Origin of the sequence: Breoghania sp. (genome assembly GCF_030066895.1) — a bacterium.
Classification (GTDB): Bacteria; Pseudomonadota; Alphaproteobacteria; order Rhizobiales; family Stappiaceae; genus Breoghania.
Window position 1 is genome coordinate 26,732 of sequence record NZ_JASJAV010000009.1, and the last position, 24,442, is coordinate 51,173.

The 24,442-nt window shown below is 57.5% G+C and carries 26 protein-coding genes, 1 tRNA gene and 2 pseudogenes; 21 read left to right on the top strand and 8 right to left on the bottom strand.

Features of this window, described 5'->3' with window-relative positions:
* Nucleotides 1-80 precede the first annotated feature (80 nt).
* Together QNJ43_RS11035 and QNJ43_RS11040 are read right to left on the bottom strand one after the other, a co-directional pair.
* Nucleotides 81-410: a hypothetical protein gene (locus QNJ43_RS11035; protein WP_300469965.1), complete on the bottom strand. Its 330-nt coding sequence runs from the start codon at nucleotides 408-410 to the stop codon at nucleotides 81-83.
* Between the two features lie 290 nt (nucleotides 411-700).
* Nucleotides 701-1,096 (bottom strand): MFS transporter, encoded by a 396-nt coding sequence (locus QNJ43_RS11040; protein WP_300469968.1) that lies wholly within the window; start codon nucleotides 1,094-1,096, stop codon nucleotides 701-703.
* Nucleotides 1,097-1,279: 183 nt separating this feature from the next.
* Between QNJ43_RS11040 and QNJ43_RS11045 the strand changes: the two are divergent.
* A pseudogene (locus tag QNJ43_RS11045) lies at nucleotides 1,280-1,393 on the top strand (transposase); the annotation flags it as partial.
* A gap of 521 nt (nucleotides 1,394-1,914) precedes the next feature.
* Here QNJ43_RS11045 and guaA read toward each other — a convergent pair.
* From guaA to guaB, 3 genes are read right to left on the bottom strand one after another with little or no spacing between them, the layout of a single operon-like run.
* Nucleotides 1,915-3,462 (bottom strand): glutamine-hydrolyzing GMP synthase, encoded by a 1,548-nt coding sequence (gene guaA, locus QNJ43_RS11050; protein WP_300469970.1) that lies wholly within the window; start codon nucleotides 3,460-3,462, stop codon nucleotides 1,915-1,917.
* A 34-nt stretch (nucleotides 3,463-3,496) separates the two neighbouring features.
* Nucleotides 3,497-4,789: an RsmB/NOP family class I SAM-dependent RNA methyltransferase gene (locus QNJ43_RS11055; protein ID WP_300469972.1), complete on the bottom strand. Its 1,293-nt coding sequence runs from the start codon at nucleotides 4,787-4,789 to the stop codon at nucleotides 3,497-3,499.
* A 53-nt stretch (nucleotides 4,790-4,842) separates the two neighbouring features.
* A complete protein-coding gene (guaB, locus tag QNJ43_RS11060; RefSeq protein ID WP_300469974.1) occupies nucleotides 4,843-6,345 on the bottom strand; it encodes an IMP dehydrogenase in 1,503 nt (500 codons plus the stop codon).
* Between the two features lie 358 nt (nucleotides 6,346-6,703).
* On the opposite strand from guaB, the gene QNJ43_RS11065 reads away from it, so the two are divergent.
* Nucleotides 6,704-7,492, top strand: coding sequence for an MFS transporter (locus QNJ43_RS11065; RefSeq protein WP_300469976.1), 789 nt, complete (start codon nucleotides 6,704-6,706; stop codon nucleotides 7,490-7,492).
* A gap of 17 nt (nucleotides 7,493-7,509) precedes the next feature.
* Nucleotides 7,510-8,148, top strand: coding sequence for an MFS transporter (locus QNJ43_RS11070; RefSeq protein ID WP_300469978.1), 639 nt, complete (start codon nucleotides 7,510-7,512; stop codon nucleotides 8,146-8,148).
* 63 nt (nucleotides 8,149-8,211) lie between these two features.
* On the opposite strand, the gene QNJ43_RS11075 is transcribed toward QNJ43_RS11070, so the two are convergent.
* Complete coding sequence (locus QNJ43_RS11075) at nucleotides 8,212-8,919, bottom strand: RlmE family RNA methyltransferase (protein WP_300469980.1); 708 nt, start codon at nucleotides 8,917-8,919, stop codon at nucleotides 8,212-8,214.
* Between the two features lie 42 nt (nucleotides 8,920-8,961).
* Nucleotides 8,962-10,323 carry a Ppx/GppA phosphatase family protein gene (locus QNJ43_RS11080; RefSeq protein WP_300470018.1) on the bottom strand — a complete coding sequence of 454 codons (1,362 nt, stop codon included), beginning with the start codon at nucleotides 10,321-10,323 and terminating at the stop codon, nucleotides 8,962-8,964.
* Nucleotides 10,324-11,113: 790 nt separating this feature from the next.
* Here QNJ43_RS11080 and QNJ43_RS11085 point away from each other — a divergent pair.
* From QNJ43_RS11085 to QNJ43_RS11115, 7 genes are all read left to right on the top strand, one after another.
* Nucleotides 11,114-11,187 (top strand) — tRNA-Gln (locus tag QNJ43_RS11085).
* Between the two features lie 313 nt (nucleotides 11,188-11,500).
* Nucleotides 11,501-11,677 carry a hypothetical protein gene (locus tag QNJ43_RS11090; RefSeq protein ID WP_300469982.1) on the top strand — a complete coding sequence of 59 codons (177 nt, stop codon included), beginning with the start codon at nucleotides 11,501-11,503 and terminating at the stop codon, nucleotides 11,675-11,677.
* 60 nt (nucleotides 11,678-11,737) lie between these two features.
* Complete coding sequence (locus QNJ43_RS11095) at nucleotides 11,738-12,361, top strand: hypothetical protein (protein WP_300469984.1); 624 nt, start codon at nucleotides 11,738-11,740, stop codon at nucleotides 12,359-12,361.
* 340 nt (nucleotides 12,362-12,701) lie between these two features.
* A complete protein-coding gene (locus QNJ43_RS11100; protein ID WP_300469986.1) occupies nucleotides 12,702-13,238 on the top strand; it encodes a hypothetical protein in 537 nt (178 codons plus the stop codon).
* A 338-nt stretch (nucleotides 13,239-13,576) separates the two neighbouring features.
* Nucleotides 13,577-13,957, top strand: coding sequence for a hypothetical protein (locus QNJ43_RS11105; RefSeq protein ID WP_300469988.1), 381 nt, complete (start codon nucleotides 13,577-13,579; stop codon nucleotides 13,955-13,957).
* 352 nt (nucleotides 13,958-14,309) lie between these two features.
* Nucleotides 14,310-14,972 carry a macro domain-containing protein gene (locus QNJ43_RS11110; RefSeq protein ID WP_300469990.1) on the top strand — a complete coding sequence of 221 codons (663 nt, stop codon included), beginning with the start codon at nucleotides 14,310-14,312 and terminating at the stop codon, nucleotides 14,970-14,972.
* 72 nt (nucleotides 14,973-15,044) lie between these two features.
* Entirely contained in the window at nucleotides 15,045-15,245 is a 201-nt protein-coding gene (locus tag QNJ43_RS11115; protein ID WP_300469992.1) for a hypothetical protein, read from the top strand.
* Nucleotides 15,246-15,333: 88 nt separating this feature from the next.
* Here the strand turns inward: QNJ43_RS11115 and QNJ43_RS11120 are convergent, their stop codons facing one another.
* Complete coding sequence (locus tag QNJ43_RS11120) at nucleotides 15,334-15,714, bottom strand: hypothetical protein (protein ID WP_300469994.1); 381 nt, start codon at nucleotides 15,712-15,714, stop codon at nucleotides 15,334-15,336.
* 231 nt (nucleotides 15,715-15,945) lie between these two features.
* On the opposite strand from QNJ43_RS11120, the gene QNJ43_RS11125 reads away from it, so the two are divergent.
* The 11 genes and pseudogenes from QNJ43_RS11125 to QNJ43_RS11175 all read left to right on the top strand — a co-directional run.
* A complete protein-coding gene (locus tag QNJ43_RS11125; protein WP_300469997.1) occupies nucleotides 15,946-16,632 on the top strand; it encodes an adenylosuccinate synthetase in 687 nt (228 codons plus the stop codon).
* A 144-nt stretch (nucleotides 16,633-16,776) separates the two neighbouring features.
* The gene (locus QNJ43_RS11130; protein ID WP_300470000.1) at nucleotides 16,777-17,208 is read left to right on the top strand and encodes a hypothetical protein; all 432 of its coding nucleotides are present in this window, start codon (nucleotides 16,777-16,779) and stop codon (nucleotides 17,206-17,208) included.
* Nucleotides 17,205-17,471, top strand: coding sequence for a hypothetical protein (locus tag QNJ43_RS11135; protein WP_300470002.1), 267 nt, complete (start codon nucleotides 17,205-17,207; stop codon nucleotides 17,469-17,471). The genes QNJ43_RS11130 and QNJ43_RS11135 overlap by 4 nt, the downstream gene beginning before the upstream one ends.
* Nucleotides 17,472-17,515: 44 nt before the next feature.
* Nucleotides 17,516-18,283: pseudogene (locus tag QNJ43_RS11140) on the top strand (IS5 family transposase).
* A gap of 8 nt (nucleotides 18,284-18,291) precedes the next feature.
* Complete coding sequence (locus tag QNJ43_RS11145) at nucleotides 18,292-19,077, top strand: hypothetical protein (RefSeq protein WP_300470004.1); 786 nt, start codon at nucleotides 18,292-18,294, stop codon at nucleotides 19,075-19,077.
* Nucleotides 19,078-19,496: 419 nt separating this feature from the next.
* Complete coding sequence (locus QNJ43_RS11150) at nucleotides 19,497-21,182, top strand: hypothetical protein (RefSeq protein ID WP_300470006.1); 1,686 nt, start codon at nucleotides 19,497-19,499, stop codon at nucleotides 21,180-21,182.
* Nucleotides 21,183-21,284: 102 nt separating this feature from the next.
* Nucleotides 21,285-21,584, top strand: a complete 300-nt coding sequence (locus tag QNJ43_RS11155; RefSeq protein WP_300470008.1) for a hypothetical protein — start codon at nucleotides 21,285-21,287, stop codon at nucleotides 21,582-21,584.
* 278 nt (nucleotides 21,585-21,862) lie between these two features.
* The gene (locus QNJ43_RS11160) at nucleotides 21,863-23,428 is read left to right on the top strand and encodes a hypothetical protein (protein WP_300470011.1); all 1,566 of its coding nucleotides are present in this window, start codon (nucleotides 21,863-21,865) and stop codon (nucleotides 23,426-23,428) included.
* 57 nt (nucleotides 23,429-23,485) lie between these two features.
* Entirely contained in the window at nucleotides 23,486-23,737 is a 252-nt protein-coding gene (locus tag QNJ43_RS11165; RefSeq protein ID WP_300470012.1) for a hypothetical protein, read from the top strand.
* Complete coding sequence (locus QNJ43_RS11170; RefSeq protein ID WP_300470014.1) at nucleotides 23,724-24,098, top strand: hypothetical protein; 375 nt, start codon at nucleotides 23,724-23,726, stop codon at nucleotides 24,096-24,098. The genes QNJ43_RS11165 and QNJ43_RS11170 overlap by 14 nt, the downstream gene beginning before the upstream one ends.
* Nucleotides 24,092-24,442 (top strand): hypothetical protein (locus tag QNJ43_RS11175; RefSeq protein WP_300470016.1); only part of this gene is annotated, 351 nt, incomplete at its 3' end. The genes QNJ43_RS11170 and QNJ43_RS11175, both read left to right, overlap by 7 nt.

A 24,442-nucleotide genomic window follows, 5' to 3' on the forward strand; every position in this document is an offset into this window, starting at 1 on the left:
GCTGGACGATCAGCCAGCTCATGATGGCCCCGAGCAACATTGAGAGGCAGCGGATCACACCCGAAGCCGATCCGGCAAGATCAGAAAGCTCGGCAAGTGCGGAGATATTTGCTGCCGGGGACGTCAGGCCAAACAAATAGGTTACGCAAAAAAACTGCGACGAGGAGCCAGAGAGAATAGAAACTACACGCCGACAGAATGAGGTTTCCGGCCGACGCGATCAGCATGATGCTCAGGGAAAAATGGAAAAGCGTTGGCGCCGATATTTCCAGTTTGTTGACCCATTTACTACAGAAGGCGCCCGCCATTACACCAAAAGATGTGAAGTTAAAGACAACCGAATAAGTCCCGGCACCAAGTGCGAACTCTCCCATCAAGGTTCCTGTCGAACCGGAGATATAGGCAAACATCGCGGCGAAACAAAAACTGTTTACCAGGCAATAGGCCAGGAATTGGCGGTTGCTCAGTACGTCATTGTAGTTCTGAATGATGGCAAAAGGATTGAGGCCAGCCCTATTTTGCTTGGCAAGGTCTCTCCAAACAGAAAGACTGAAGCGAGTAGGATCAGCACTGCGAGACCAGCCTGCACCTCATAGATGACACGCCAATCCGCGACCATGATGACCCAACCGCCAATGATCGGTGCAACCATTGGCGCAATCCCCATCACAGAAGATACGCTTGCCATCAGGTGCGGGCTTCAGCTCCCTTCGCAATATCGCTCACGATCGCCAGAGGAAAGGTTACCACGGCTCCGGCAGAAATACCAAATACCCTGGAGAAGACGAGCCGCCAGAAGACACTCAAATGAATGCATTATACCGGCGATAAAGGTCGCCAACGCAAACACGAATGAAGTGAACATCAATATCGGTTTTCTGCCAAAGCGGTCTGCAATGGGACCGAAGAATAGTGGTGCCAGCGAAAAACCGACCAGGAAGTAGCTGAGAGTCAGAGTTCCCTTGCCCGCCGCCGACGCCAGATCACTTTCGATGCCAGGCAACCCGGGCAACCCCATGTCGATCGAGAGAGGTGGTAGTGCGGACAAACTCGCCAAAAATACGACCAGCAACTTGGAACGCTTTGAAATATTCAAGCCCGCATTCCTCTATCTGATGGGAAATCCCACGCTGATAGATACAAATGGGGAATTCGTCCAATATATCATGACAGGTTTTTTGATATATGTCTTATATCAATTGAGAATTTGGCATGAGTCTTCGGAACGCCTACGGATTTTAGCCGAGGCCGTCGCAGGGCGCAGGCAGAAGACGGACAGATGAGGCGTTGCCGGTTCACGCAAGAACAGATTATTGCTGTAATTAATGAGCAGGAGGCAGGAATGCCCACTGCCGACGTTTGCCGCGAACGCGGCATTAGTAGCGCGACGTTTCCAGTCTGCTGGGTTCACCCCGCTGGCATTGACCCGTATGCGGATGTGCCCCGGGGATGGTTCCGGGACATCTGTTTGCGTGACCTAGGAACCTCAGGGCTACCTGTAATCGTTGTATTGGATGGCCGTCATTTGAGGCTTCGCCATAGCGTACTCCATTCGGACAAAGGATGCCGTGGGCATCGGCCTTGCCGGCTTCTGGGACGCTGGTCAACCGGGTTCGGGTGGCGTATGCGCGATCGCACAGAGAAATGCTTCCGGCAATCGTTTTTCGCGAATACCATGTTTGTACCGGGGGCAGACATGGTGGACGTGCGCTTTCTGGCGGGCTTGTTCTGTGCGCAGCCCTGCTAGTGGGCTGAAAACAATACCATGTCCGGAGGCCTTAAGCCGGGCATGGTATTAACCTGGCCCCTTGATGTCAGGTCTGAATGCACCATGAATTATATCATTGAAGATACATTCAAAATCACAGAAATTTTCTATTTATCTTTTTATCTTCAAATAGATAGAAAGAGATTTCACTCCCACTCGATCGTTCCCGACGGCTTGGAGGTCACGTCGTAGACGACGCGATTGACGCCGCGAACCTCGTTGATGATCCGCGTTGCAGCGCGGCCGAGGAACGTCATGTCGAAGGGGTAGAAATCGGCGGTCATGCCGTCGACCGAGGCCACGGCCCTCAGAGCCAGCACGTATTCGTAGGTGCGCCCGTCGCCCATCACACCGACCGTCTGGACTGGCAGAAGCACCGCGAAGGCCTGCCAGATTGTATCGTAGAGGCCCGCCTTGCGGATCTCGTCCAGATAGATCGCATCGGCCCGGCGCAAGATCGCCAGCTTGTCGCGCGTCACGCCGCCCGGACAGCGGATGGCAAGGCCCGGTCCGGGGAACGGGTGACGGCCGACGAACTGTTCCGGCAGACCCAGCTCACGGCCAAGTTCGCGGACCTCGTCCTTGAAGAGTTCGCGCAGCGGCTCGACGAGCTTCAGGTTCATCCGTGCCGGGAGACCGCCGACATTGTGGTGCGACTTGATGGTGACCGACGGCCCGCCGGTGAAGCTGACGCTTTCGATCACATCCGGATAGAGCGTTCCTTGCGCCAGGAACTCCGCTTCACCGATCTTCTTGGCTTCCTGATCGAAGACGTCGATGAACAGCTTGCCTATGGTTTTGCGCTTTTTTTCCGGATCGCTCTCGCCCTCCAGAGCGCCGATGAACATGTCGCTCGCATCCACATGGACGAGTGGGATGTTGTAGTGCTCGCGGAAGAGATTGACGACCTGGTCCGCTTCTCCCTGCCGCATCAGGCCGTGATCGACGAAAATGCAGGTGAGCTGTTCGCCGATCGCCTCATGCAGCAGAACGGCAGCCACGGAGGAATCCACTCCGCCGGAAAGTCCGCAGATGACCTTGCCCTTGCCGACCTGAGACCGGATCTTCTCGATTGCCTGATCGCGGAAAGCCGCCATCGTCCAATTGCCGGCGCAGCCCGCAATCTTGTGCACGAAATTGGAAAGCAGCTTCGCCCCGTCGGGCGTATGGACAACTTCCGGGTGGAACTGGATGGCGTAGATCTTGCGCTCTTCATTGGCGATCATCGCAAAGGGTGCGTTCTCGGATGTGCCGATCACCTCCAAGCCCTCCGGCAGCGCCGTCACCTGGTCGCCGTGGCTCATCCAGACCTGATGCTTGTGTCCGAGGTCCCACACGCCGTCCGTCAGGGCCGACCGCTTGGAGATCTCCACGAAGGCTCGGCCGAACTCGCGGTGATGTTCGCCTTCCACCGAACCGCCGAGCTGCAGCGCGATTGCTTGCTCGCCGTAACAGATGCCGAGGATCGGGATGCCCGCCTCGAAGATGACCTCGGGTGCCAGCGGTGCATTCTCGTCGAGGACGGAAGCCGGGCCGCCGGACAGGATGACCGCTTGCGGCTTCATCTCCGCGAACGTTGCCTCCGCCGATTGGAAAGGCACAATCTCCGAGTAGACCCCGGCTTCGCGTACGCGCCGCGCGATCAGTTGGGTTACCTGAGAACCAAAGTCGATAATGAGAATGCGATCGGTCATGGCGCGACGTGTCCGTTGAGGAGGGAAAGAGAACTCATGCGTTCTTGGCCAGCACGGCGACGAAGAAGCCGTCCGTGTCCGTAGAAGCGGGGGTCATCGTGATGGTGTACATGTCGGCGGACCAGGGATGAGGCTTGTCGAAACCGAACGTGTCTTGCCACACTTCACCGATCGAGACGATCTCGAAATCCTCGTTGGCCTCGGTAAAGCGATAGACCTGTTCCTCGTTTTCCTCGGCAAGGACGGAACAGGTGGCATAGATGAGAAAGCCGCCCGGCTTGACGAAAGCAGACGCGATGCCAATCGCTCGCTCTTGTTCGGAGATCCGGTCTTCAAGCGCGTCTTCGGACAGGCGCCACTTGGCATCGGGACGCCGCCGCCAGACGCCGGTGCCCGTGCACGGAGCATCGACCAGCACGCGATCCATCCGTCCGACCAGATCGTCCAGCGCGCCTTCAGCGGGCTGGCGCACCTGAATGTTGCGCGCCCCTGCCCGCGCTATGCGCTCATGGATCGAGGCAAGCCGTAGCATGTCGCTGTCATAGGCGTAGATCTGCCCCTTGTTCTCCATGGCCGCGGCCAGGGCCAGGGTCTTGCCGCCGCCTCCGGCGCAGAAGTCCAGCACCTGTTCGCCGGCTTGCGCGAAGACCAGAAGCGAGGCGACCTGACTGGCCTCGTCCTGAAGTTCGAACCAGCCTTTGCGGTAGCCTTCCTCCGCCTGCACATGGGGCATGCGCGCGGCACCGGGCTTGGCCCTCAGGCGAACGCCGGTGGGAGAAATCGGGGTTGGCACGGCGCCGAGCGAGCCAAGGCGCTTCATCACCTTCTCGCGGGTCGCCTTCAAGGTGTTGACGCGCAGATCGATCGGCGCGCGCTGGGCAAGCGCGATCCCTTCTGTGACAGCCTCGTCGTCGAAATTCGATGAAAAGGAGGGCCAGAGCCATTCGGGAATATCGGCCTTGACCCAATCGGGCGCGCCTTGCAGGGAATTGGCGGCGATTGCCGCCTTTTCGTTGTCGCTCAGCGGCTCCGGGGCGTGCTGGTCTGCCGACAGGACGGTGGAGATCGCGTCGACGTCATGTCCCCATTCCAGGGCATAGACGCCGAGCACGAGATCGCGCGCGCTTTCGGAATCCATGCGCCACACGAGCGAGGAACGCTTGCGCAGGACGTCGAAGACGAGGTTGCCGATCTCCGTACGATCGCCGGATCCGGCGAAACGGTGATGAGCACCCCAGTCCTTCAATGCTTCCTGCACTGGGCGGCGCCGGTTTTCGAGATCGTCTAAGATCTCAATCGCCGCCGAAAGGCGTCCGCCGTCCTTCATATCGTCATCCTTTTACGCACTCCGAGCGTTCGGCTCGTTCGGGGGCCCCGCACTCAGACTTGCGAGGGGTAGTTTGGGCTTTCGCGCGTGATCGTCACGTCGTGAGCGTGGCTTTCACGCAGCGACGCGGTCGTGATACGCACGAAACGCGCCTTTTCCTGAAAATCTGCAATGTTTTCCGCGCCCGTATAGCCCATTGCAGCGCGCAGTCCACCCGCGAGTTGGTGCAGCACACTGGAAAGTGCCCCCTTGTAAGGTACCTGCCCCTCGATGCCTTCCGGCACTAGCTTCAGGGTGTCGCGCACTTCCGTCTGGAAATAGCGGTCTGCAGAACCGCGGGCCATGGCGCCTACGGAGCCCATGCCGCGATAGGCCTTATAGGAGCGACCCTGGTGCAGATAAACCTCTCCGGGGCTCTCGTCCGTGCCGGCAAGCAAGGAGCCGATCATCGCGCAGGATGCACCGGCGGCCAACGCCTTGGCCAGATCACCGGAATACTTGATGCCGCCATCGGCAACGACCGGGACGTCATGCTTGTTGGCTTCCGCGACCGTTTCTATGATCGCGGAGAACTGAGGCATGCCGACGCCCGCCACGATACGCGTGGTGCAGATCGAGCCCGGCCCGATGCCGACCTTGACGGCATCCGCGCCGGCATCGATCAGAGCCTTCGTCGCATCCGGGGTGATGACATTGCCTGCCAGCACCTGAACGGAATTGGAAAGCTTCTTCACCTCGGTGACCATGTCCAGCACGCGCTGAGAATGGCCGTGCGCGGTGTCCACCACGAGCAGGTCGACACCCGCATCAATCAGGCATTCCGCCCGAGAAAAGCCTTTCGGTTCGACGTTCGTCGCCGCGCCGACAAGCAGCCGTCCCTGAGCGTCTTTCGATGCATGCGGATTGAGGTGAGCCTTCTCGATGTCCTTCACGGTGACGAGTCCGATGCACTCGCCTTCCGCATTGACCACCAGCAGCTTCTCGATGCGATTGAGGTGCAGCAGCCGCTTGGCTTCCTCCTGGCTGACCGTATCTCGAACCGTGACAAGCCCCTCCCGGGTCATCAGCTCGTAGATCTTCTGTTCCGGATTGGACGCGAAACGCACGTCGCGGTTGGTCAGGATGCCGACGAGACGGCCGACATGCTGTCCGCCGGTTCCGACGTTCTCGACAACCGGAATACCGGAAATCTTGTGGCGCGCCATTAGGTCCAGCGCATCCTTCAGCGTCGCGTCCGGTCCGATGACGACCGGGTTCACGACCATGCCGGATTCGAACTTCTTGACCTGATAGACTTCCTCGGCCTGCTGTTCGGCAGTGAGGTTCTTGTGAATGATGCCGATACCACCGGCCTGCGCCATCGCAATGGCGAGGTTCGACTCGGTAACGGTATCCATTGCCGAGGACAGGATCGGAAGGTTGAGTTGCATCTCGCGAGTGACTCGCGAACGCAGATCCGTCTCGCCCGGCAGGACTTCGGAATGTCCTGGCAGAAGCAGAACATCGTCGAATGTCAGTGCTTCCCGGCTTTGGGAGGGTTCATAGAAGGCGGGCATCGGCCAAGTCCCTTTAAAATAAAAACGGATTACGCCGCGCGCCTTGGGAGGAAGACGGCGGGCGACGAATCTCTGCGGTCCCGGAGGAGTTGGCGCGGGTCAATACCACGCACACCCGATGATGGGAAGCGCAATTGCGACTTTCCGCCCCTCTGCAAGTCGAAGGGCACGTCGTGTCCCTTGCCGCCTGCGACAAAACGCCCACATCCAGGAAAGCACGATCAGGGGAACGTTCACCCTGCTTTTTGCGTTTCGTGTTGCTCGTGTTGCTCGTGTTGCTGTGTTGCTATAGATCCGCGAGTCAGGCTTTTCGCACGCACGCACGGCGAGTCTCTTTCCGCCCAACCAGGAAATTCCCTTGACCTCCCGCCAACGCATCGTTGCGCTCACCGTTGCTTGTGCTCTCTTCATGCAGACGCTCGACTCTAGCGTACTGGGAACTGCACTGCCCGCGATCGGCCGCGACTTCAACCTCGATCCGGTGCGCCTGCATCTGGCCATGACATCCTATCTGATCGCGCTTGCGGTCTTCATGCCCATGAGCGGCTGGATCGCCAATCGTTTTGGGACGCGCAACGTCTTGCGGATCGCAATCGTCATCTTCATCGGCGTCTCGGTCGGATGCGGTTTTTCCACCTCTATCCTCCAGCTTGTGATCATGCGCATCGTGCAGGGGATGGGCGGTGCGATGATGGTGCCGGTCGCACGCCTCGCCTTGTTGCGGTCGGTTCCCAAATCCTCGCTGGTGCAGGCGATGACGTGGGTCTCCGTCCCTGCCCTTCTCGGCCCTGTCGTCGGCCCTCCTGTCGGTGGTTTCCTGGTGACCTATGCGAGTTGGCCCTGGATCTTCTGGATCAACGTCCCCATCGGGCTGATCGGTATCGCGCTTGCGACCGTCTTCTTTGAAAACCTGAAAAGCCCCGAGATACCGAAATTCGACCGAGTGGGTTCCGTCTGGTCGGCGATCGCGGTCGCCGGTATCCTGTTCGGGCTGGAGATGGCTCCGCATTCCGGCATTGCGAGACAGACCGGCTACGGCTTTCTGCTTTTCGACATCATCGCGGCCGTCTTCTATACCCGGCATGCCCGTTCTATGCCCGGCATGCCCGCCGCCACGAATCCCCGATCATCGACCTGTCGCTTCTAAAGGTTCCGACCTTCAGCGTGTCGATCCTGGCCGGGTCGCTTTTCCGGATCGGCATCGGCGCGATCCCCTTCCTGCTTCCGCTGATGCTACAGCAGTCCTACGGTAAATCGGCGCTTTCCTCGGGCCTGATCACGTTTTCCTCCACAGCCGGAGCGATGGCCATGAAATTCGTCGCCCCGCGCGTGTTGGCGAGGGTCGGTTTCCGCAAAACGTTGACATGGAACGCAGCGCTTGCGGGCATATCGATCGCCGTCATCGCCCTCTTCGACGAGGCGACGCCCGTGCTGATCATGCTCGCGATCCTGTTCATCGGCGGGTTCTTCCGCTCGCTGCAATTCACGGCGATCAATGCCATCGGGTTCGCGGATCTCGATGAAAAGCAGATGAGCCAGGCGACGGGCTTTTCCGCGATGGTGCAGCAACTGTCGCTCGCCATCGGCGTCAGCATCGCCGCACTGACCCTGCAGTTCCTGCCCGTCCTGCGCGGCGAGGTGAGTGCCGGCGACAGCGACTATTCGATCGCCTTCATCATCGTCGGCGTACTCGTGACCGCCTCCGTCTTCGCACGGCTTGAGACGAATGCGGACGACAGCGTTTCCGGGCATGCGGCCACCGTCGGCGGTGCAAACCACCCGCCGTCAGACCCCAGAAACTGAAAATGCGGAATCACGTTTTCAACGCAGGACGAGGCCTGCGTTGTCACGCCCTGATCAGCACACTCAGTCGTCGCTGTTGTTGCCGCGAAAGCCCTTAGCGAGCACGAACAGCTCCGGGCTTTCTTTGCGGCTTGAGGGCGGCTTTATGTGATAGACGGACTGATATTCCTTCTTCAGTTCCGCCAGCAGGGCGTTTTCCGTGCCCCCGCGAAAAACCTTGGACAGGAAGACGCCGCCCGGCACGAGCACTTCGCGGGTGAAATCGACCGCGACCTCGAACAGATGGGTGGTGCGCAGGTGGTCGGTCTGGCGATAACCCGTGGTGGGCGCGGCCATGTCGGAGAGCACCAGATCCGCCTTGTGCCCGCCAAGCACCGTTTTCAACGCGTCGGGGGCGTTGTCGTCTAGGAAATCCTTCTTCAGAAAGATCACGCCGGGGATCGGATCCATATCGAGAAAATCGATACCGACCACATGCGGGTTCTTGTCCGTCGAGTTGACCCTGTCGGCGATCACCTGGCTCCATCCTCCGGGAGCCGCTCCCAGATCGACAACCCGCAGGCCCGGCTTGATGAAGTCGTGCTTTTCGTTGATTTCCAGCAGTTTGTAGACGGCGCGCGAGCGGTACCCTTCCTGCTTGGCGCGCCGGACATAGGGATCGTTCAACTGACGTTGAAGCCATCTGGTGGACGAAGACCGGCGTCCACGCGCGGTTTTCACCCGCACATGCATTCCCCGATCGCCGCTTCCGCGCCTGTTATCATCGCTCATATCCGCTCCAAGAAAATATCGTCCGAACCGCGCTGTATCCGTTCAGTGGCGCGCGCGGCCCGGTCTGCGGCCCTTGCGATCGGTCGCCATCAATTCCATCAGGATGCCTTCGCGCAAGCCGCGATCGGCCACCCGCAGGCGTTTGCAGGGCCATCGCCGACGGATCGCCTCCAGGATCGCACAGCCCGCCAATACCAGATCGGCACGATCGGCGCCGATACAAGGATTGCACACCCGCTCTTCATAAGGCATTGCTAACAATCTCTCGATCATCGCGGACACATCCGCATCGGCAAGCCATGTTCCGTCCACGCGGCGCCGGTCGTAGCGCTCCAGGCCCAGATGGACGCCCGCAAGGGTCGTCACCGTGCCTGAGGTTCCCAGCATGTGCACGTCGCCGGAACTGATCGCCTCGCTCAGCATCTTGCCCATGGCAAAGGAGCAGAGATGGTCGGAGACATCCTCGACCATCGCCTCGAAACAATCCGGCCCGACTTTTGTGCCCCCGTGTCGTTCCGCAAGCGTCACGACTCCGAGAGGCAGGGACGTCCAATGACGGATGAACCGCGTCAGCGCAAGTCCCCGCGCTCCGCACCGGTTCCTGAGATCGAGCCAGACGAGCTCCGAGGAGCCGCCGCCGATATCGAACAGGACCACGCCATCGGCGTCGGGCGCCACCAGCGAGGTGCAGCCGGCTACGGCGAGCCGTGCCTCGGTTTCTCTCGAGACGATCTCAAGGCCCAGACCGGTTTCCATCCGCACGCGCTCGATGAAGAGCGGCCCGTTCTCCGCCGCCCGGCAGGCCTCCGTCGCAATCAATCGCGCGCGCACCGGAGAGCCGCACAGCGCGAGCTTGTTGCGACATACCGTCAACGCCTCGAGCGCCCGATCCATCACCGCATCGGAAAGCCTGTGCGACGAGCCAATTCCTTCACCCAGACGCACAATGCGCGAATAGGCATCGACGACCCGGAACCCGCGTCCTTCGGGCTTGGCGACGAGCAATCGACAGTTGTTGGTCCCCAGATCAAGCGCAGCATAAAGCGTTCCGCGGTATCCACCGGCGCGCGGGTTTCGATCGGCCCGCGCCATCCGTGTTTCGCCGGGCGCAGGGTGGCGCGCCTCGGCTTTGTCCGCAGCATTCGGATCGTGGTGATGCGGAACTTTGCCAGAATGGTCCCGTCGCCGGAAAGCAGTCGGAACGCTCCTGACGTCCTTGCGCGCTCCGTGCGCGGCGTGTTGACCCGAATGACCGGATTGCGAGCGACGTCGGCCCTCGCCCCCGGCGGCACTCTTCAGTCTCGGCTCGCCTGCCGCAGACTTATGGCTCGCGTTTCCACCGCGCACCGTCTCGCCAGAGCCGTCCGAACAGGGCCCTTCGATTGAAATACGCACGCTGTCCATATTGGGATTGTGCGGATTCTCAGACCCAGTCCCGGAGCGCGCACCTTCCCCGTCACGCCCCCGGCTCTGCCGGCGTTTCCTTTTCGACTTACGCTCTCCGCCCGGCGAACACGCGACAAACTCCGCCTGCGTCTGCACTGCCGGTCCGGCCTCATGGCCGGTCCTCGGTGTGGACACATCGGTCTCGACACGCTTGCCCGACTTTCGGGCCCGGGCACGCTTGCGGCGCTTCGCCCGCTTTTGCGCGCTTCTTGTGTTCGCGTTGGCGGAAGTCTGACGGTCAAGCCCGCCGTCTTCCGATTCGCTCAAAGTTCCGAACCTCTTGATCGCGCGGCGCTTCCTCAAAAGTTGCGGCTGCCACGATCTGCGATTGCACAGTTGTGCACAAGTCTATCACCTCCCACCCTGCCCGCAACCGGCAAGCGACTTTGTCGGGTAAGGAAATTCGTGTTCGCCCGTCCGGCCTCACCTGCATATTTGCCGCGAACCGCCGTTCCGCCCGGTTTCCGAGCGATCTGCGCAAGACTGACAATGCGCCGGGTTGAAATCCCACAACGAATTCCCAGCCCCAAAGAACGTAGCGGTGCGCCCGCAAATTTTCGTGGTTGTCACAGACCTGTCGAAAATCGTGCATGGGACGGTTGATTGTCTGACGCCGCCACGCTATACGGCACCCCGTTCGCTGGCCACAACGGCTGGCAACGTCCGAAGAACGGTTTGCCCGCGCTTCGGCACCCCACACGGAAAACCTGACAGCTTAACGTATTGAACCGGGTTTTTCATGTGCTATTGGGGAATAGGTTAACGGTAGACCCGCGGACTCTGACTCCGTTAGTCCTGGTTCGAATCCAGGTTCCCCAGCCAAAACTTCATTAAGTCATTGAAATTATTGCGTTAGTTTGAAAAAGGGTGTCGGATTCGCAGCGCACTCGACCGACTGATGCCCATAACCGACTGATGCCCATAACTGATATGTCCAGGACGGGTCCCCATCGGGTGCCGTCCGAGCTCGGGAAACATTGGGCAATGGCTCGATATCACATAGTCCCAATTCTCCAGCGCCGCAGCAACATCTGGTACTGGCGCCCCTCGCTTTCCTTGTCACATTTCGCAAGCCGACCTTAACCAGAAGCTGTCATTCAATCTGAGGCAGTCCGATCATGACCGCGCGCGTAACATGGCGCTGCGGCTCAATACACTGCTCGCCGAACTGAAATTCCGACGGCCGTGCGCATCGATGACCAAAGACAAGCTGAAGCGGCTCTTTCAGGCCGAGCTCGACCGCATGAACACGATGATGGACGACATCGTCACCGTGGCTCAGGTCACGGGCACGCACACCGACCCAAGATAACTCGAGGCCGACCGTATCAACGGTTGGGTCTACCGACTTCTCGAGAGATTCGGGACGGCCATGCCGCTGACCTTCGACGAAGAATGCGAAGGCCGCCAGTTTCTGGAAGCAAACAGTGTTTCGGAGGATCTCATTCCCTGGATTGCGGAAACCTTTTCGCAAGAGCGCCAGGACGGCAGAAGCCGGAGGTTTGAGACAGCGCTTCGGGACGACATGGAAGAGGCCGGGCTCGACATTAATCGCCTTAACAAAGAGCGAGCCCGGACGGAGATCTATCGCGCGAAGGCTGATGTTCTGCTGAACACGGAAACGCTCTGGTTCTCGCCAGCAGCGCGCGTCGCGCAATCTGTGCCTGAGGTGCCGGAAAACACCCAGCCGAAGATGGCCGAGCCGTCGGAAACGCTCCAGGCACAACAGACGGAGTCGCATGATGTCTCACCATCCGAGCCTCCCGCCCGTCCGGAGGAGCCTCAAAAAACCTGCGATGACATCTCCGTTTCCGAGTTCATGGACCTGTACGAGATCCTGAAACGCAATCGGCAGAAGCAATGGACATCTGAGATCGCCAAGGACATCGCTGTCGTCGTCCGCATGTTTCAGGAAATCCTCATCGAGCACGGTGTCCAAAAGGCCTCCGGGATCGGTCAAGCAATGTCGCCGCCTTGCGCGATTTTTTCAACCTGATCCCGACCAACTATGGCCGTAGCGCGCGACTGCGCGCCCTGTCAGTCCCTGAATTGCGCGCATACGGTGAGAAGCTTCTGGAGGAATCCGAGAGCGACGAAACCGCCCCGGTCGGACTGGCAGCGCCAGACGATCAGGAAGCATCTCGGCAATCTTTTGACATTCCGGGATTTTCTTGCCGCGCGTAGTCATCCGATCATCCCCTTCGAACTGAAAGGGCTACGCCCTTCCAAGCGGCGGGCTTCGGAGCTAGCCTCGCTTACGCCAAAGCCTGGTTCGGAACAGACCGAGGCCATGTTTCCGAATGCCGTTCTTCACCAGTTTCCGGTCGGAGTACGAAATGGACGAGCCCGGAGCAGAAATCCGGCACGGCGCCCTCTACTTCCTGCCGATGATGTACGTCTATCTCGGAATGCGGCGCGCTGAAGCTGCTGACCTGATGATCGACGAGGTCGTGGACACCAAACATGGCGGGGTCTTCCAACTGAAGGCAAATGCGATCCGGGGTCTCAAAAACGCGCTATCCGCCCGCTATCTTCCCATCTCCGACGAGATGATCCGGCTGAACTTTCTGGACTATGTGCAGCAGTTGCGCTCACCGGGCTACGACGCTCTGTTTCCCGAGGTGGTCAATCCCTACAGCCGAAAGACGGATCCCGGCGACCGGTTTTACAAGAACTTCAGTCCGCTCTCCGTCGCCCATGCGACCCGCGGCGCCCCCCAATGGATCCGCGTTCTCCATGCGCTACGTCATGGCCACGCCGACACGCTGAAGCAGGCAAGCGTTTCGCTGGAGATATCGAGGACATTCACGGTCGCTATGGACTCAGCGAGATTTGTATCCGTTACACGAACCCGGCTGGCCTCCCCCTCCTGAAGCAGACCCTCTCGAACTATCCTGTCGTAACCGCACACCTCGCGCCAAGGCAGATACGCCTCCTCAGCTTCATCGAGACGCGCGAGCCCGCGCCGTAGTTCGAGGATCCGGATGCGAAACGTCGACGGCGTGGGCGGCGGAGTTGAGGGCGACAGGCCTCCCCAGCGATCGTCCGCTTTGCGCCCTCATCCCGGTCGCTCAGGCTCTTCGGCACGGAGCCTAGAAGCTGCCGTTCGTTGCAGACGCAAAAGGGCCCGCCACCCTAGCATATGTTGGCCGTTTTCAGAAAGTTCAAAATACTTATTTTTCAGGTTACTGTAATTCTGTTCTAGAGTTTCATGCTGCCCCACCATACAATTGCCGAACCACCGGCCGGAAGTAGATATGATCGAACCGCCGTTCAGAAAGCCTCTTCAATCAACTGGACCAACACTTCAGTAAAAGCGTTCGAGAAGAATGCTGATCCACTGGCCGTCATAGAAGATGCAGCCTATTCGCTAGTGTTGAAAGCACGCGAGCAGGGCTGGGAAGGTCCGCCATTCAACCCCTTACGCATAGCCGAAATGCTGGAGGTGCAGATCGAAGCCAATTCCGGCGTCGCCGATGGCACAATTGGTGGCGACGGAAAGCGGTCCGAAGATCGAGTTCAATCCTCAGCAGCCGCGGGAGCGGGTGCGGTTCTCAATTGCCCACGAAATAGCGCACTTTCTTTTTCCTGACTGGTCGGAGAAGATCCGTAATTGAGGTGGCGATAAAAATCCCGATGATTGGCAGCTGGAAATGCTGTACAATCTGGCGCTTCCGAATTTGTACTTCCGATTGGCAGCCTGTCAGCCGTATCGAATATTCCCTCAATTGAGGACTTGATGCGTCAGCGCCGCGAGTACGATGTCTCGGCAGAAGTTTTTCTCATCCGCTTGGCGAAGATATCCAAACAGCCCATCGGCATTTTCGTTTCTTCACCAACTGTATCTTAGAATGGTAGACGGCATTACAAGATTGACTATTTCGTCAGATCCCCGACTGCTCCAAAGATTCGTCTTGCGGGCTTAGCGCTTCCCGATGAGAGCATTGTGCATCGTTGCACCGCCAATTGGTCACACCGACCGTGCGGTGGAAAGCTGGGTGACGGATCCTGCAACCAGGATCGAGTGTGTCGGGCTGACGGCCTATCCCGAAAGGGTTTACCCCAGAGTGGCGGAGCTAGTCAGGTTTGACGAAGCCCAAGAAAAACATATTCCGATACGCCTGCTCCACGGAGATCTTCTGGAGCCTCGCAATGGTGGCAAGGAGATTATCTGTCAGCTGGTGAACGACAAGGCCGTAAAATGGGGCACCGGAGTAGCACGCAAGATAGCAAAGCGTTTTCCGGATGCGGAAGAGGCTTACGCTGAGCAAGTCAAGCAGATACCGCAGCATGATCGTTTGGAACACGCAATTTTGTCGAAAGCGAGCGAGGATATAACGATTGCAAGACTGATCGGCCAGCAAGGGTTTGGACCATCACTTTTTCCTCGAATTAGATATTCAGCATTGCAGTCATGCCTTGAACGAGTTGCCGATCATGCCGTATCAACCGGAGCAAGCATTCATATGCCCAAAATTGGTACCGGATCTGCACGCGGAGATTGGTCAACGATAGAAGAAATGCTTGATAATGAGATGGTGCGTGCCGGCTTGTGTGTTACTGTGTACGAGGTCCCGCTGAAGCGGGTGCAACTCGAGTTGCTCTAATTGGCAGTGGGGAACACGAAACTTCGTATCGTACTGCTTTCCGGTCCAATCTGTTCCGGCAAGTCCGCCTTGGTGAACCTGCTCAAGGGAAGGCACGGCGCGAGGGTTATCAAGACGCGCGAACTTATTCTCAAAAAATCTCTTAAGACCAAGTCCGAGCGCAAAGCCTTACAGATCGCAGGGCAGAAGCTCGACAATAGGGACGGCGGCGCTTGGGTGGGCGACGCTCTTCAACGTGCGATCGACACCTATGCGACTGGCCAAACGCCGTAGAGCCTCTACGTTGTCCGACTCGGCCCGTATCCCGGGTCAGATCGAGGCAATCAGGCGGATATACGGCGTTGAAGTCCGTCACGTCCACCTAACCGCCACCGACGAGGAACTGCGCGAGCGGTACGAAGCACGCAGCCGGGAAGACGATGAAGCGGTTGCCTACGATGAGTTGAAGCGCAATCGGACTGAGCGCCAGATCAAAAAGCTCGCTGAAGTCGCCGACATTGTCGTTTTGCCGGACCGGTGCAGCAAGGAAGCCGTCCTCGTTCGGGCCACCGCACCCCTCAATCTCTATCCTAGATTGAACGATGCTCTGGTCGATGTTCTGATCGGCGGGCAGTTCAGAAGCGAAGGCAAGGGGAACATCGTGGGCCACATCGCGCTGGAATACGATCTCTTGGTGCGCGTTGGCGGCCCTAATGCCGGCCATCAGGTTTATGCGGAACCGAAGCCGGAGAAATACGATCATCTACCTTCCGGCACAAGAGCGTGCACCGAACGCGAAGTTGCTCTTCGGACCAGGCACGGTGATCTATCCTAAGAAGCTTCTTGAAGAGATCGCTGACCATAAGATCGATGCCGAGAGGCTGACGATCGATCCGCGCGCGATGATAATCATGAGCGCGGACCACGAAGAGGAAGCAAAGCGATTCAGCAGCATCCTCAACGGCGCAAGGGGGGTGGCATTGCTTCCGCGCGAGTGCTCCAGACATACTTGGGAAGCGCGCGTCAGGTCTTGGCAAGCGCGATGGTGGCTGGCCAACGGATCTTGCTAGAGGGCACGCAGGGCACTGGCCTAAGCCTTCATCATGGCGACTATCCTCATGTTACGACGAGGGATACCTCTGTTTCCGGCTGTCTCGCTGATGCCGGTATAGCGCCTTCGAACGTTCGCAAGATCATCATGGTCTGTCGCACCTACCCGATCAGGGTGGGCGGGCCATCGGGGCCAATGGCGCATGAGGTCGACATGCCCGAGATCCATCGGCGTAGCGGCATACCGCTCGAAGAGCTTGAGAAGAACGAGCGGCCTACCACCACTAACAGGCCACGGCGGATAGCAGAGTTCGACTGGGTTCAGTTTCGTGACTCCGTCCAGCTAAATGGTCCGACGGACATCGCTCTAACATTTGTTGACTATTTCGACGTGGGCAATCGAAGGGTCTTTCGCTTTGAGCAGCTTTCACAGGAAACAATTAGTTTCGTTGAGGAGATTGAAAGAATTTCAGGCCGCCCCGTCTCCTTGCTGTCGACGAATTTTAATTTGGCGCAACGTTATCGACCGGAGGGCATGGTGACTGAAGCGGAACTCGAAGAGCTCATCACTAATTGTCCAACACTGTACCACATGGCCGAACGCGGTTCATGGGACTCAATAAAACAATAATGGCCTGCTGAGCACCAGCGCACTCTTAGAGCACTATGCCGTTCAACAACCAATTAGTACCGAGATTGAAAGCCGACATCGACCGAAGAGCATTGAAGTGACAGGTGACGGCCTTCTTCGGGCCGTCGTGCGGACCAGATCCCGATGAGTGATGCAGGCCTTAAAAGAGCTTTGCCCGACCACCTCTCCCTGGCAGATTGGTATGAACTGCTGATCGCCAAGGCCTTCTTCTGGCTTTCGGAGGAACGCTTTCATAAGCTGACCAATGCCAAAGTCTATCGCGACCGGGAGCACGATGTTCTTGAAGTCGACGCGAGACCCCTGATTGAAGCACGCAGGGATTCGATCTGGTTTTGTCCGATCAACAGCGGTTGTACCAAGTCGATGCCGCATCCGCGCGACGAAACCATTTTCACCCGTATTGCAGAGTATCCGTATGCCCATTGGCGAGAACGGCGCAGTCGTCACGAGCGTGTGGTTGAGCTGGCCGTTGACCATTCGGTCGCAGACATTCGCGACCACGTAAGGCGCGTTGTTGTGAAGCAGGGTACTGAAATCCTGAGCTTCATCGAATGAAGCGGCACAACGATGCTGCCCGCGACCTCTGGGCGCAGATATTTGAAAGGGTGGCCGCAGACCTGAATGCGACTTTGCATGAACCGGATGAAGGAAGTGAGGCCGCACAGCGCGAGTTAACCGCCAAAGCGTTGAAAGAAGCTGGCTGGTCGGAAACCGAAATCGCGCGGCGCAATGAGGTGGAACGCTTCCATGGCAAGCTAGAAAGCGTCAACAGCCCTGGGATTGGACTTGGTCTAGGAGACGCCCTCATAAACGGGTAGCCAAATCAACCTTGGTTTGATTCAAACTCCGAAAGGAGTTTGCAATGGCGCGTTTTGATATGAGCGATGCGGAATGGTCAGTGATCCAGCCGCTTCTTCTCACGAAGGTGCGCGGGGGGGCCGCGTTGACGACCGCCGAGTGATCAACGGTATCCTCTGGCGGTGGCGCACGGGCGCGCCGTGGGCGGATATCCCTGAACGCTACGGCTCGCACAAAACCTGCTACAACCGCTTCGTGTGGTGGCGGGCCACCGGCGTCTGAGATCGGATCCTGCAAGCCGTTTCAGAAGCTTATGACGGTGACATCCAGATGATCGACAGCTCCTCGATCCGCGTTCACCAGCATGGTGCCAACGGGGATAACAAAGGGGGATCCGGTTGCATGGGCCGTTCCAGGGGCGGTCTGACCAGCAAGATCCACGCTGTGGTGTATGCCTGTGGTTTGCCGATCGGATTGAGCCTGAGCGAGGGCCAGGCCTATGACGGCCATCAGGGCGTTGCCACTTCTCGCGCGGCTTCCGCCCAAAGCCATGGTTCTGGCGGATCGCGCCTACGATGCGGACGCCATACGCGACCTAATCGCCAGGCAAGATGCTTTCGCCAACATCCCGCCCATGCCGCACCGCCGCCGTCGTCCGGCCTTCTCGAAACACCTCTACAGGAGGCGCAATCTGGTCGAGAGGTTCTTCAACAAGCTCAAGAATTTCAGGGCCGTAGCCACACGATACGAGAAGGATCCACGCAACTACATGGCAGGCGTCAAACTCGCATCAGCCCGAATATGGATCCGATTTAATGCGTCCGCTGCCTAGAGTTCAAATTGAAGTTTCTTTCAGACCGCGTTCGAAAGGAAATTTCGAAAACCAAGGAGGCTTCCCACGAAAAGGTGGAGGTCGCGATCGGCCCGAAGGCTGGCGTCTCGGCATCCCTCACCAACGTAATCATGACCGACCAAGGCATGCTTTCGGTTAGCTCGTTCTTATTCAGATGGTGCGGCCTGATGGAGCGAGCTTACACTCGCACACTTTACGCTGATATCGCGCATTGGAGGTCCAAAAGTTCCGACTTGGCGATCGATCGAGAACTCCTTCTGAAGCATCCTAATCTGGTCCTCTATTGGGTGCGGATTTTCGTGTCGTTCTCAGGGACAGGCACATATGTTCTCGTACCCTTTCGTCCTTCATCGCCGATGGAGTTTCACCTGTTCGAACAGGTCGCTTGGTCGATGGAGTATTTCACCTTAGCGAACGAATTCGGTCATCACGTGTTGGGCCACCGCAGTGCCGATGACGATCCCATGGTGCAGGAGTTTCAGGTTGACGCGTTTGCAGTGAAGGTCTGTGAGCAGCTTGAGTTCGAGCCGTTCCCGCTTCTCCCAAACCCGTATACTAGGACCGGGGCTGGCGCTTCGCTGATGCTGCTCGCGCTTGAGATCCTTCGCGCGTCCAAAGATCCGGCCGGTGACGGCACAGCTGTTGTCGGCCCCCCACCTCCAAGTGACCGTATTGCCAAATTGCAGCCAAAGCAGTTGGAAATGGATCAGGAGTTCAATGGCACCCTTGTACGGATAATGAGTGCTGTCGCTGCCGTCATGCGCGACGTCTGACGCGAAGGTGGCGACGAACTCGTCGCCACGATCAGATTGCGATTGCATGATGCAGAGATGGAATTGAGGAATTCAGGCAGTTCGTCATCCGATTAGACAAGTGCATAGGATATCTGCCTGCTTCTGATCTCGCATGCGCAGCTGATGACTGGTTCGGTCACGCTGTACGGTATCACCCATCCCACTGACGAAGGGCCGCAAACGGCCCCATTCAAGACGTTTCTCACTAAGTGCGACTCGGCGCTTGGATCCAGATCGTTTGCTGAAGCTCGTCCGTCATATGCGCATTCTAAAGGACACCTATTTTTCGACCGATGACATCACATTCTCACACACTCGGGAATCAGGCTATCTTGTTCAATTGTTTTACTTGGTCATGGACAACATAAATTCACGGCGGAGATGTGTGACGTTAGGGCATGGCTCGAAAGAAATCAAAAACCGATAAGGGGCAACCGAGTGACGAGCTTCGATCGCTACCGCCGGCACCAAATCAGCGTCTCCTCTCCCTCCAAGAGACGCACGACGAAGATTTCGAGAAAATACTCGTTGCTATCTCCGAAAAAGAGCCGGGCATTGTTCGTGCCGAGTTGAAGAGAACATCTGGCGTCGCGCAGTTCGGCGTCGATGTTGAGGGCTTCTCGGAAGATCAGAAACCGGTTCTGGTCATATCCTGCAAACGCTACAAGCGCATTCAGTCCAGTGATTTGACCACATGGAGCAATGATTTCCTCAACCACATAAACGGGCACTGGAAAGACAAAGGAGTCGAGCGGTTTGTGCTTGCCGTGTCAGTAGAGTTAAAAAATTATGCTCTGAATGACAATATTATCGCCGAGCGTGCTTGTTTCAAAGAAGTGGGTCTTGGTTACGAAGTATGTGTACTTAACAAACTCACCGGAAATATTAGAACAATTTCGCATACTATACTTGAGTATTTCCATGCTGGTTGGCTGGAGGCGATCGGCGCGGCGGCAAAGCCGTCGTTTGATCCCGGACTCAGCCCTGCGCTCGACCAGCAAAACCGTAAGCTCGACGCTTTGGCCGAAGGGCAAGCGGCACTCGCAACCAGGGAAGACCTGAAAAATCTTGCCAGGAAAGTTGCAAGAGGTGAGGAAGGGCTGGCCACACGACTCCCGCAACTGATTGCAGATCGCCTCCTGCGCGAAGAATTGACAAAGGCGCTAAAGCGCCGCGGATTGAAGTTGGCCGACACGGTCGATGAACTTGCAACATTGGCGGAACGAGCGCTCGACGGAGATCTTTGCCTCGGATCAACGGATTTGAGGGCTGAGATTTGCGAGCGCGCGGCGCGTGCAAGCGCACAGGCCGATACTCGCGAACACGCAGTTCGCTTCAGAGAAGAAGCTGCAAGACTCGACCCGTCACGGGATTTCTTTGTGGTGGACGCATTTCTCAAGGGAGCACCAGATCAAGTCGATGAAGCACTCCAGAATCTCAAAACCCGGACGGACATTGAAGCACGCTCAGCGATTTTCGCAATTCTGATCCGCCAGGGCAGTGTCGAGGCAGCGCGCGAATGGTTGGCCGAGGAATCATTGGGCGCGCAGGATCTTACGGCACCCAACGCAATGAATTTGGTTATTAAGGCAATTGAAGCCGAGGGTTTCGAACAAGCGCTCCAATTCATCTTCGTGATACCGCCCGCCTATTTTTCCGAAATCGCGGCGTTGCATTTGGTGCGCGCGCAATTGCTCCTAGCCGCAATCCTGCCCGCAGATCAGAAGGCTGTCTTGTTCCAGGGGTTGCCGATCAACCCTCGGGTTTTGAACATCGCCGGCGGACAGGGAGCGCAAGAAAACCTCAAGGCGGCGCTCGCCGATCTTCGGGCTCTCGCTAGCCAAGCCGGGGAACTTGACTTTGGGCAATTGGGCAATTTCCTTGCCGAATTCATTCTTTGGATTCGCCTTGAGATCGACGACGAGCACGACGAGGCCGAAACACAGATCACAAAAGAAGTTCGACCCCGACCTGACTTTGCGTCGAGTCCGACTGGCGTTGGCCTATGGCGTCGAATTCGACACGGAAGCTCTTGCGCGCAACCTTGCCAACCGGCGCAAGATTGGCGGTTGGTCATCGGATGAACGCTTTGCCGCGTTTCTTATCGCGTTTCACAGTGGCGACGCCCAAGCGATTGCCCAATTTTTGACGAGTATCGCGGCGATCTCTTTTCCCAGAACGATCTCATGCTCGATTTCCTTGCCGCTATCGAAATCGAGGCGGTGACACGTGCCGGGCACCTAAAAGCCGCGCAACGCCAGCTTGCCGAACACCGTGGCAAATACCTGTCCAAGGAGCAAGTACGAGATGCTGAAGAGGCGATTACCGCCATAACGGCTAATGAAGAAGTCGAGTGCTATCGCCAGCGCTACGAGGCTGAGAAAAAGATCTCGGACCTCCGCCTTCTTGTTGCCAGCCTAAGCCTTCGCCGTGATTGGTGGTTGAGGCCATCAAGGGCTGGTCGCTCTACGGGCTGGGGCGGCTGACAGAGGCGCAAACTATTGCCCGCAACCTCGTGAACAAACGCAACGACAGTAATGATCGTGAACTCGCGATCAATACGGCGGTCGAGACCGGCGACTGGGGGGTATCTTCAGGTGGTTGTCGCTCGGGAAGCCGCACACATTGATACACTTTCGGCGAAGGACACCATCCGTGTCTCGCCAGGCTCGTATTCGAGATCGGAAGTCCTTACGTAGATAAATTCCGCGACGCTGCAGTTGCTAAGGAACCGGACAATCCGCAAAGCTATCTCGCGGCCTTTATGCTTGCTAGCGCAAGCGGCGAGGAAGCCCGTGGAGACCAGGCACAGAAATGGTTCCAGAAAGCAATCGAGCTTTCCGGACCCGAAGGGCCCGTTCAAACGCTCTTTTTCAAGAAGGCCGTCAGTAATCTCTCCGGCCGGCGATACCATGGAGAAAAACTAGATCTTTCGCTTCGCCAGGCCGAAATACCTACATTCGTGTACGCGCGCACCGCCCATCGGCAGATCACAGACATGATACTGGGTCAGGCTCATTGCAATCAGGATGTTTCTGACCGCCGAGTGCGATTTCCAGTATCTGCCCTTTCCGGGGCAAGAGGTTCTGTCGAATTGACGGGCGATATGACGGTCGCGTTAGACATAACCGCTGTCTTGACGCTAAGCCATCTCGGCATATTGCGGCAGGTCATCGACCATTTTCACCATATTGTGCTCGCCTCACGAACGCTTGGCTTGCTGTTTGCCGAACGTCAATTCCTGCGCGTTCAGCAGCCGTCACAAATTGCGAAGGCTTCGCGGTTGCAAGTGCTTATCTCATCCGGACAGCTGAAGTTACTGCGACGGCTCGGTCGAAAAAGGACGCCCGCAGGAAAAGAAATCGGAGAGGACCTGGTCGCTTTATTGGAAGCGGCACGGGCCAATGGCCTTGTCGTCCGCAGCGCACCCGTCATGAAATTGGGTTCCTATCTCGAAGAATCGGCGGATATGGGTGCCTACAGCGATGAGCTCACCGATATGCTCTCCGTGCTCTCATTTCTTTCGAATGAAGGCAAAATCGATGCGGAAACGACAAGAAAAGCGGCACGCTATCTGCATCAGGTTGACCGCGGTTGGAGTTCAGCTCACCGGATCGAAGCATCCTCGACACTCTATCTCGACGATCTGGCGGTTACCTATCTTGATTTCGTCGAACTCTTCGAACCGCTGACGCGCGCTGTTGACGCGGTCTATGTTGATGAAGGTGTCAAAGAAACCAGCACGCAGACCATCCGGTTCGGGGAGCAAGTAAACCATCTGCTTGACGAAATCGAAAGCATCCGGTCTGCCTTAGTGTACGGAATCGAATCCGGTCGGATCATCTTCTCGGCAAGACATTTCCCTGAGCAGGAAGGCAAGGACGAGGAGGAAGACATGTTCGCCTCTGCGCCGACACTTGATCTTCTTTCCGATCTCACTGGCATCGACGCCGTGGTCACCGACGATCGATTCCTGAACAAACTACCGGCCTGGACGGACGGAACAAAACATTCCGCAAGCGCAGCTAGCACAATCGATGTCCTGGCAGAGCTCCGAAGAACGGGAAAATTCGACGAAGGAACTTATTGGGCCGCACGGGACAAGCTCCGACGATCCGGTTTCTATGCAATGCCACTGGAGGTCAATGAGCTTGTCTATCACGTAACTGCGGCAGCGATCGACAACTTGCACCTTCGCGAGTCGCCGGAATTGTGGGCGATTCGCGAAAGTATCGCGATGCCCATCCTAAATAACGCGTTTGTTATCGCGGAAACGCCGTGGCTTACCAACATGCGCTTCGTTATCCTCAAGGCGATCCACCAAGTGTAGATTGAAGCGCAAAATGATGCAAACGCGAGAGCCCGTGCAAACTGGCTCTTCTCCGTTTTGCCCAACGCGATGGAATGGTGCCCAAATCCGGACGATGAAGGGTTGTGGGCAGCGGCAAAGCAGCAGACTGCGATCCTCATGGTGTTTACGGACGGCAAAGGCTCGCGTCAACGAAACTACTTTGAATGGCTGGAAACGCAGGTTTTGGTCCCACTCAGAGAAGCGCATCCGGAAATCTGGGATGCGACGCTCAGTTTCTTGAAATCTTATCTCGTGGAGCTTTGGGGGGTCGATCTTGAAGAAGCATGATCTCCAAAATGACGTTCTGGCAGCGCTGCTGATCAACCCTCTCCCTGCTTCACCTCGGCTGAACTTGTTTCTCGACGAAGAATTCTGTCGCCGGCTGAGGCTGGAGCCGATGTTCTGGTACCCGCTCAATGAACACATCTCTGTTGAGACGGGAAGCCTGTACAAAGCATTTCGTGCGGCATGGAACGGACGTAAAACTGCCAGCCTAACCTTGAAAGATGGTGGTCGGGTGCGTGCCAAGCTGGGAAAACAGAAGTGCGGCAAAGCGACTTTGCTCATTCGAAAGGAAGGCTTTGCCTTTTCTTTTCCAATACCGATCTGCTCAGCTCGAAACCGCAGGAAAGACGCAATGCGTTGGTAAGATTCTTCAATGAGAGCCCGCTCGCACCGAAAGAGGAAGATGCCTGGAGGGCAATCGCAGAGGACCGCCCCCTTAGCGACCGCGAGTATGATGAACTCATGACCACATCGGAGGCGACGCCAGAGGTATTTTGGGAGGAGCTTAGCAAACCGCAGGAATTGGATTCGAATACCCTTATGCCCGCCGACCCCGCTTACTATGAGCGCCTCGTCAGGAAATTGGAAAATTCAAGTACGCTAGAGGCCTATGCCCGGGATGAACTGGCCGCATTTCATGCAGCGCTGATGAAGCGCCATCCGTTGCGCACTCTGCGACGAATTGCTCTGACTGCATTGTGGCAGCGA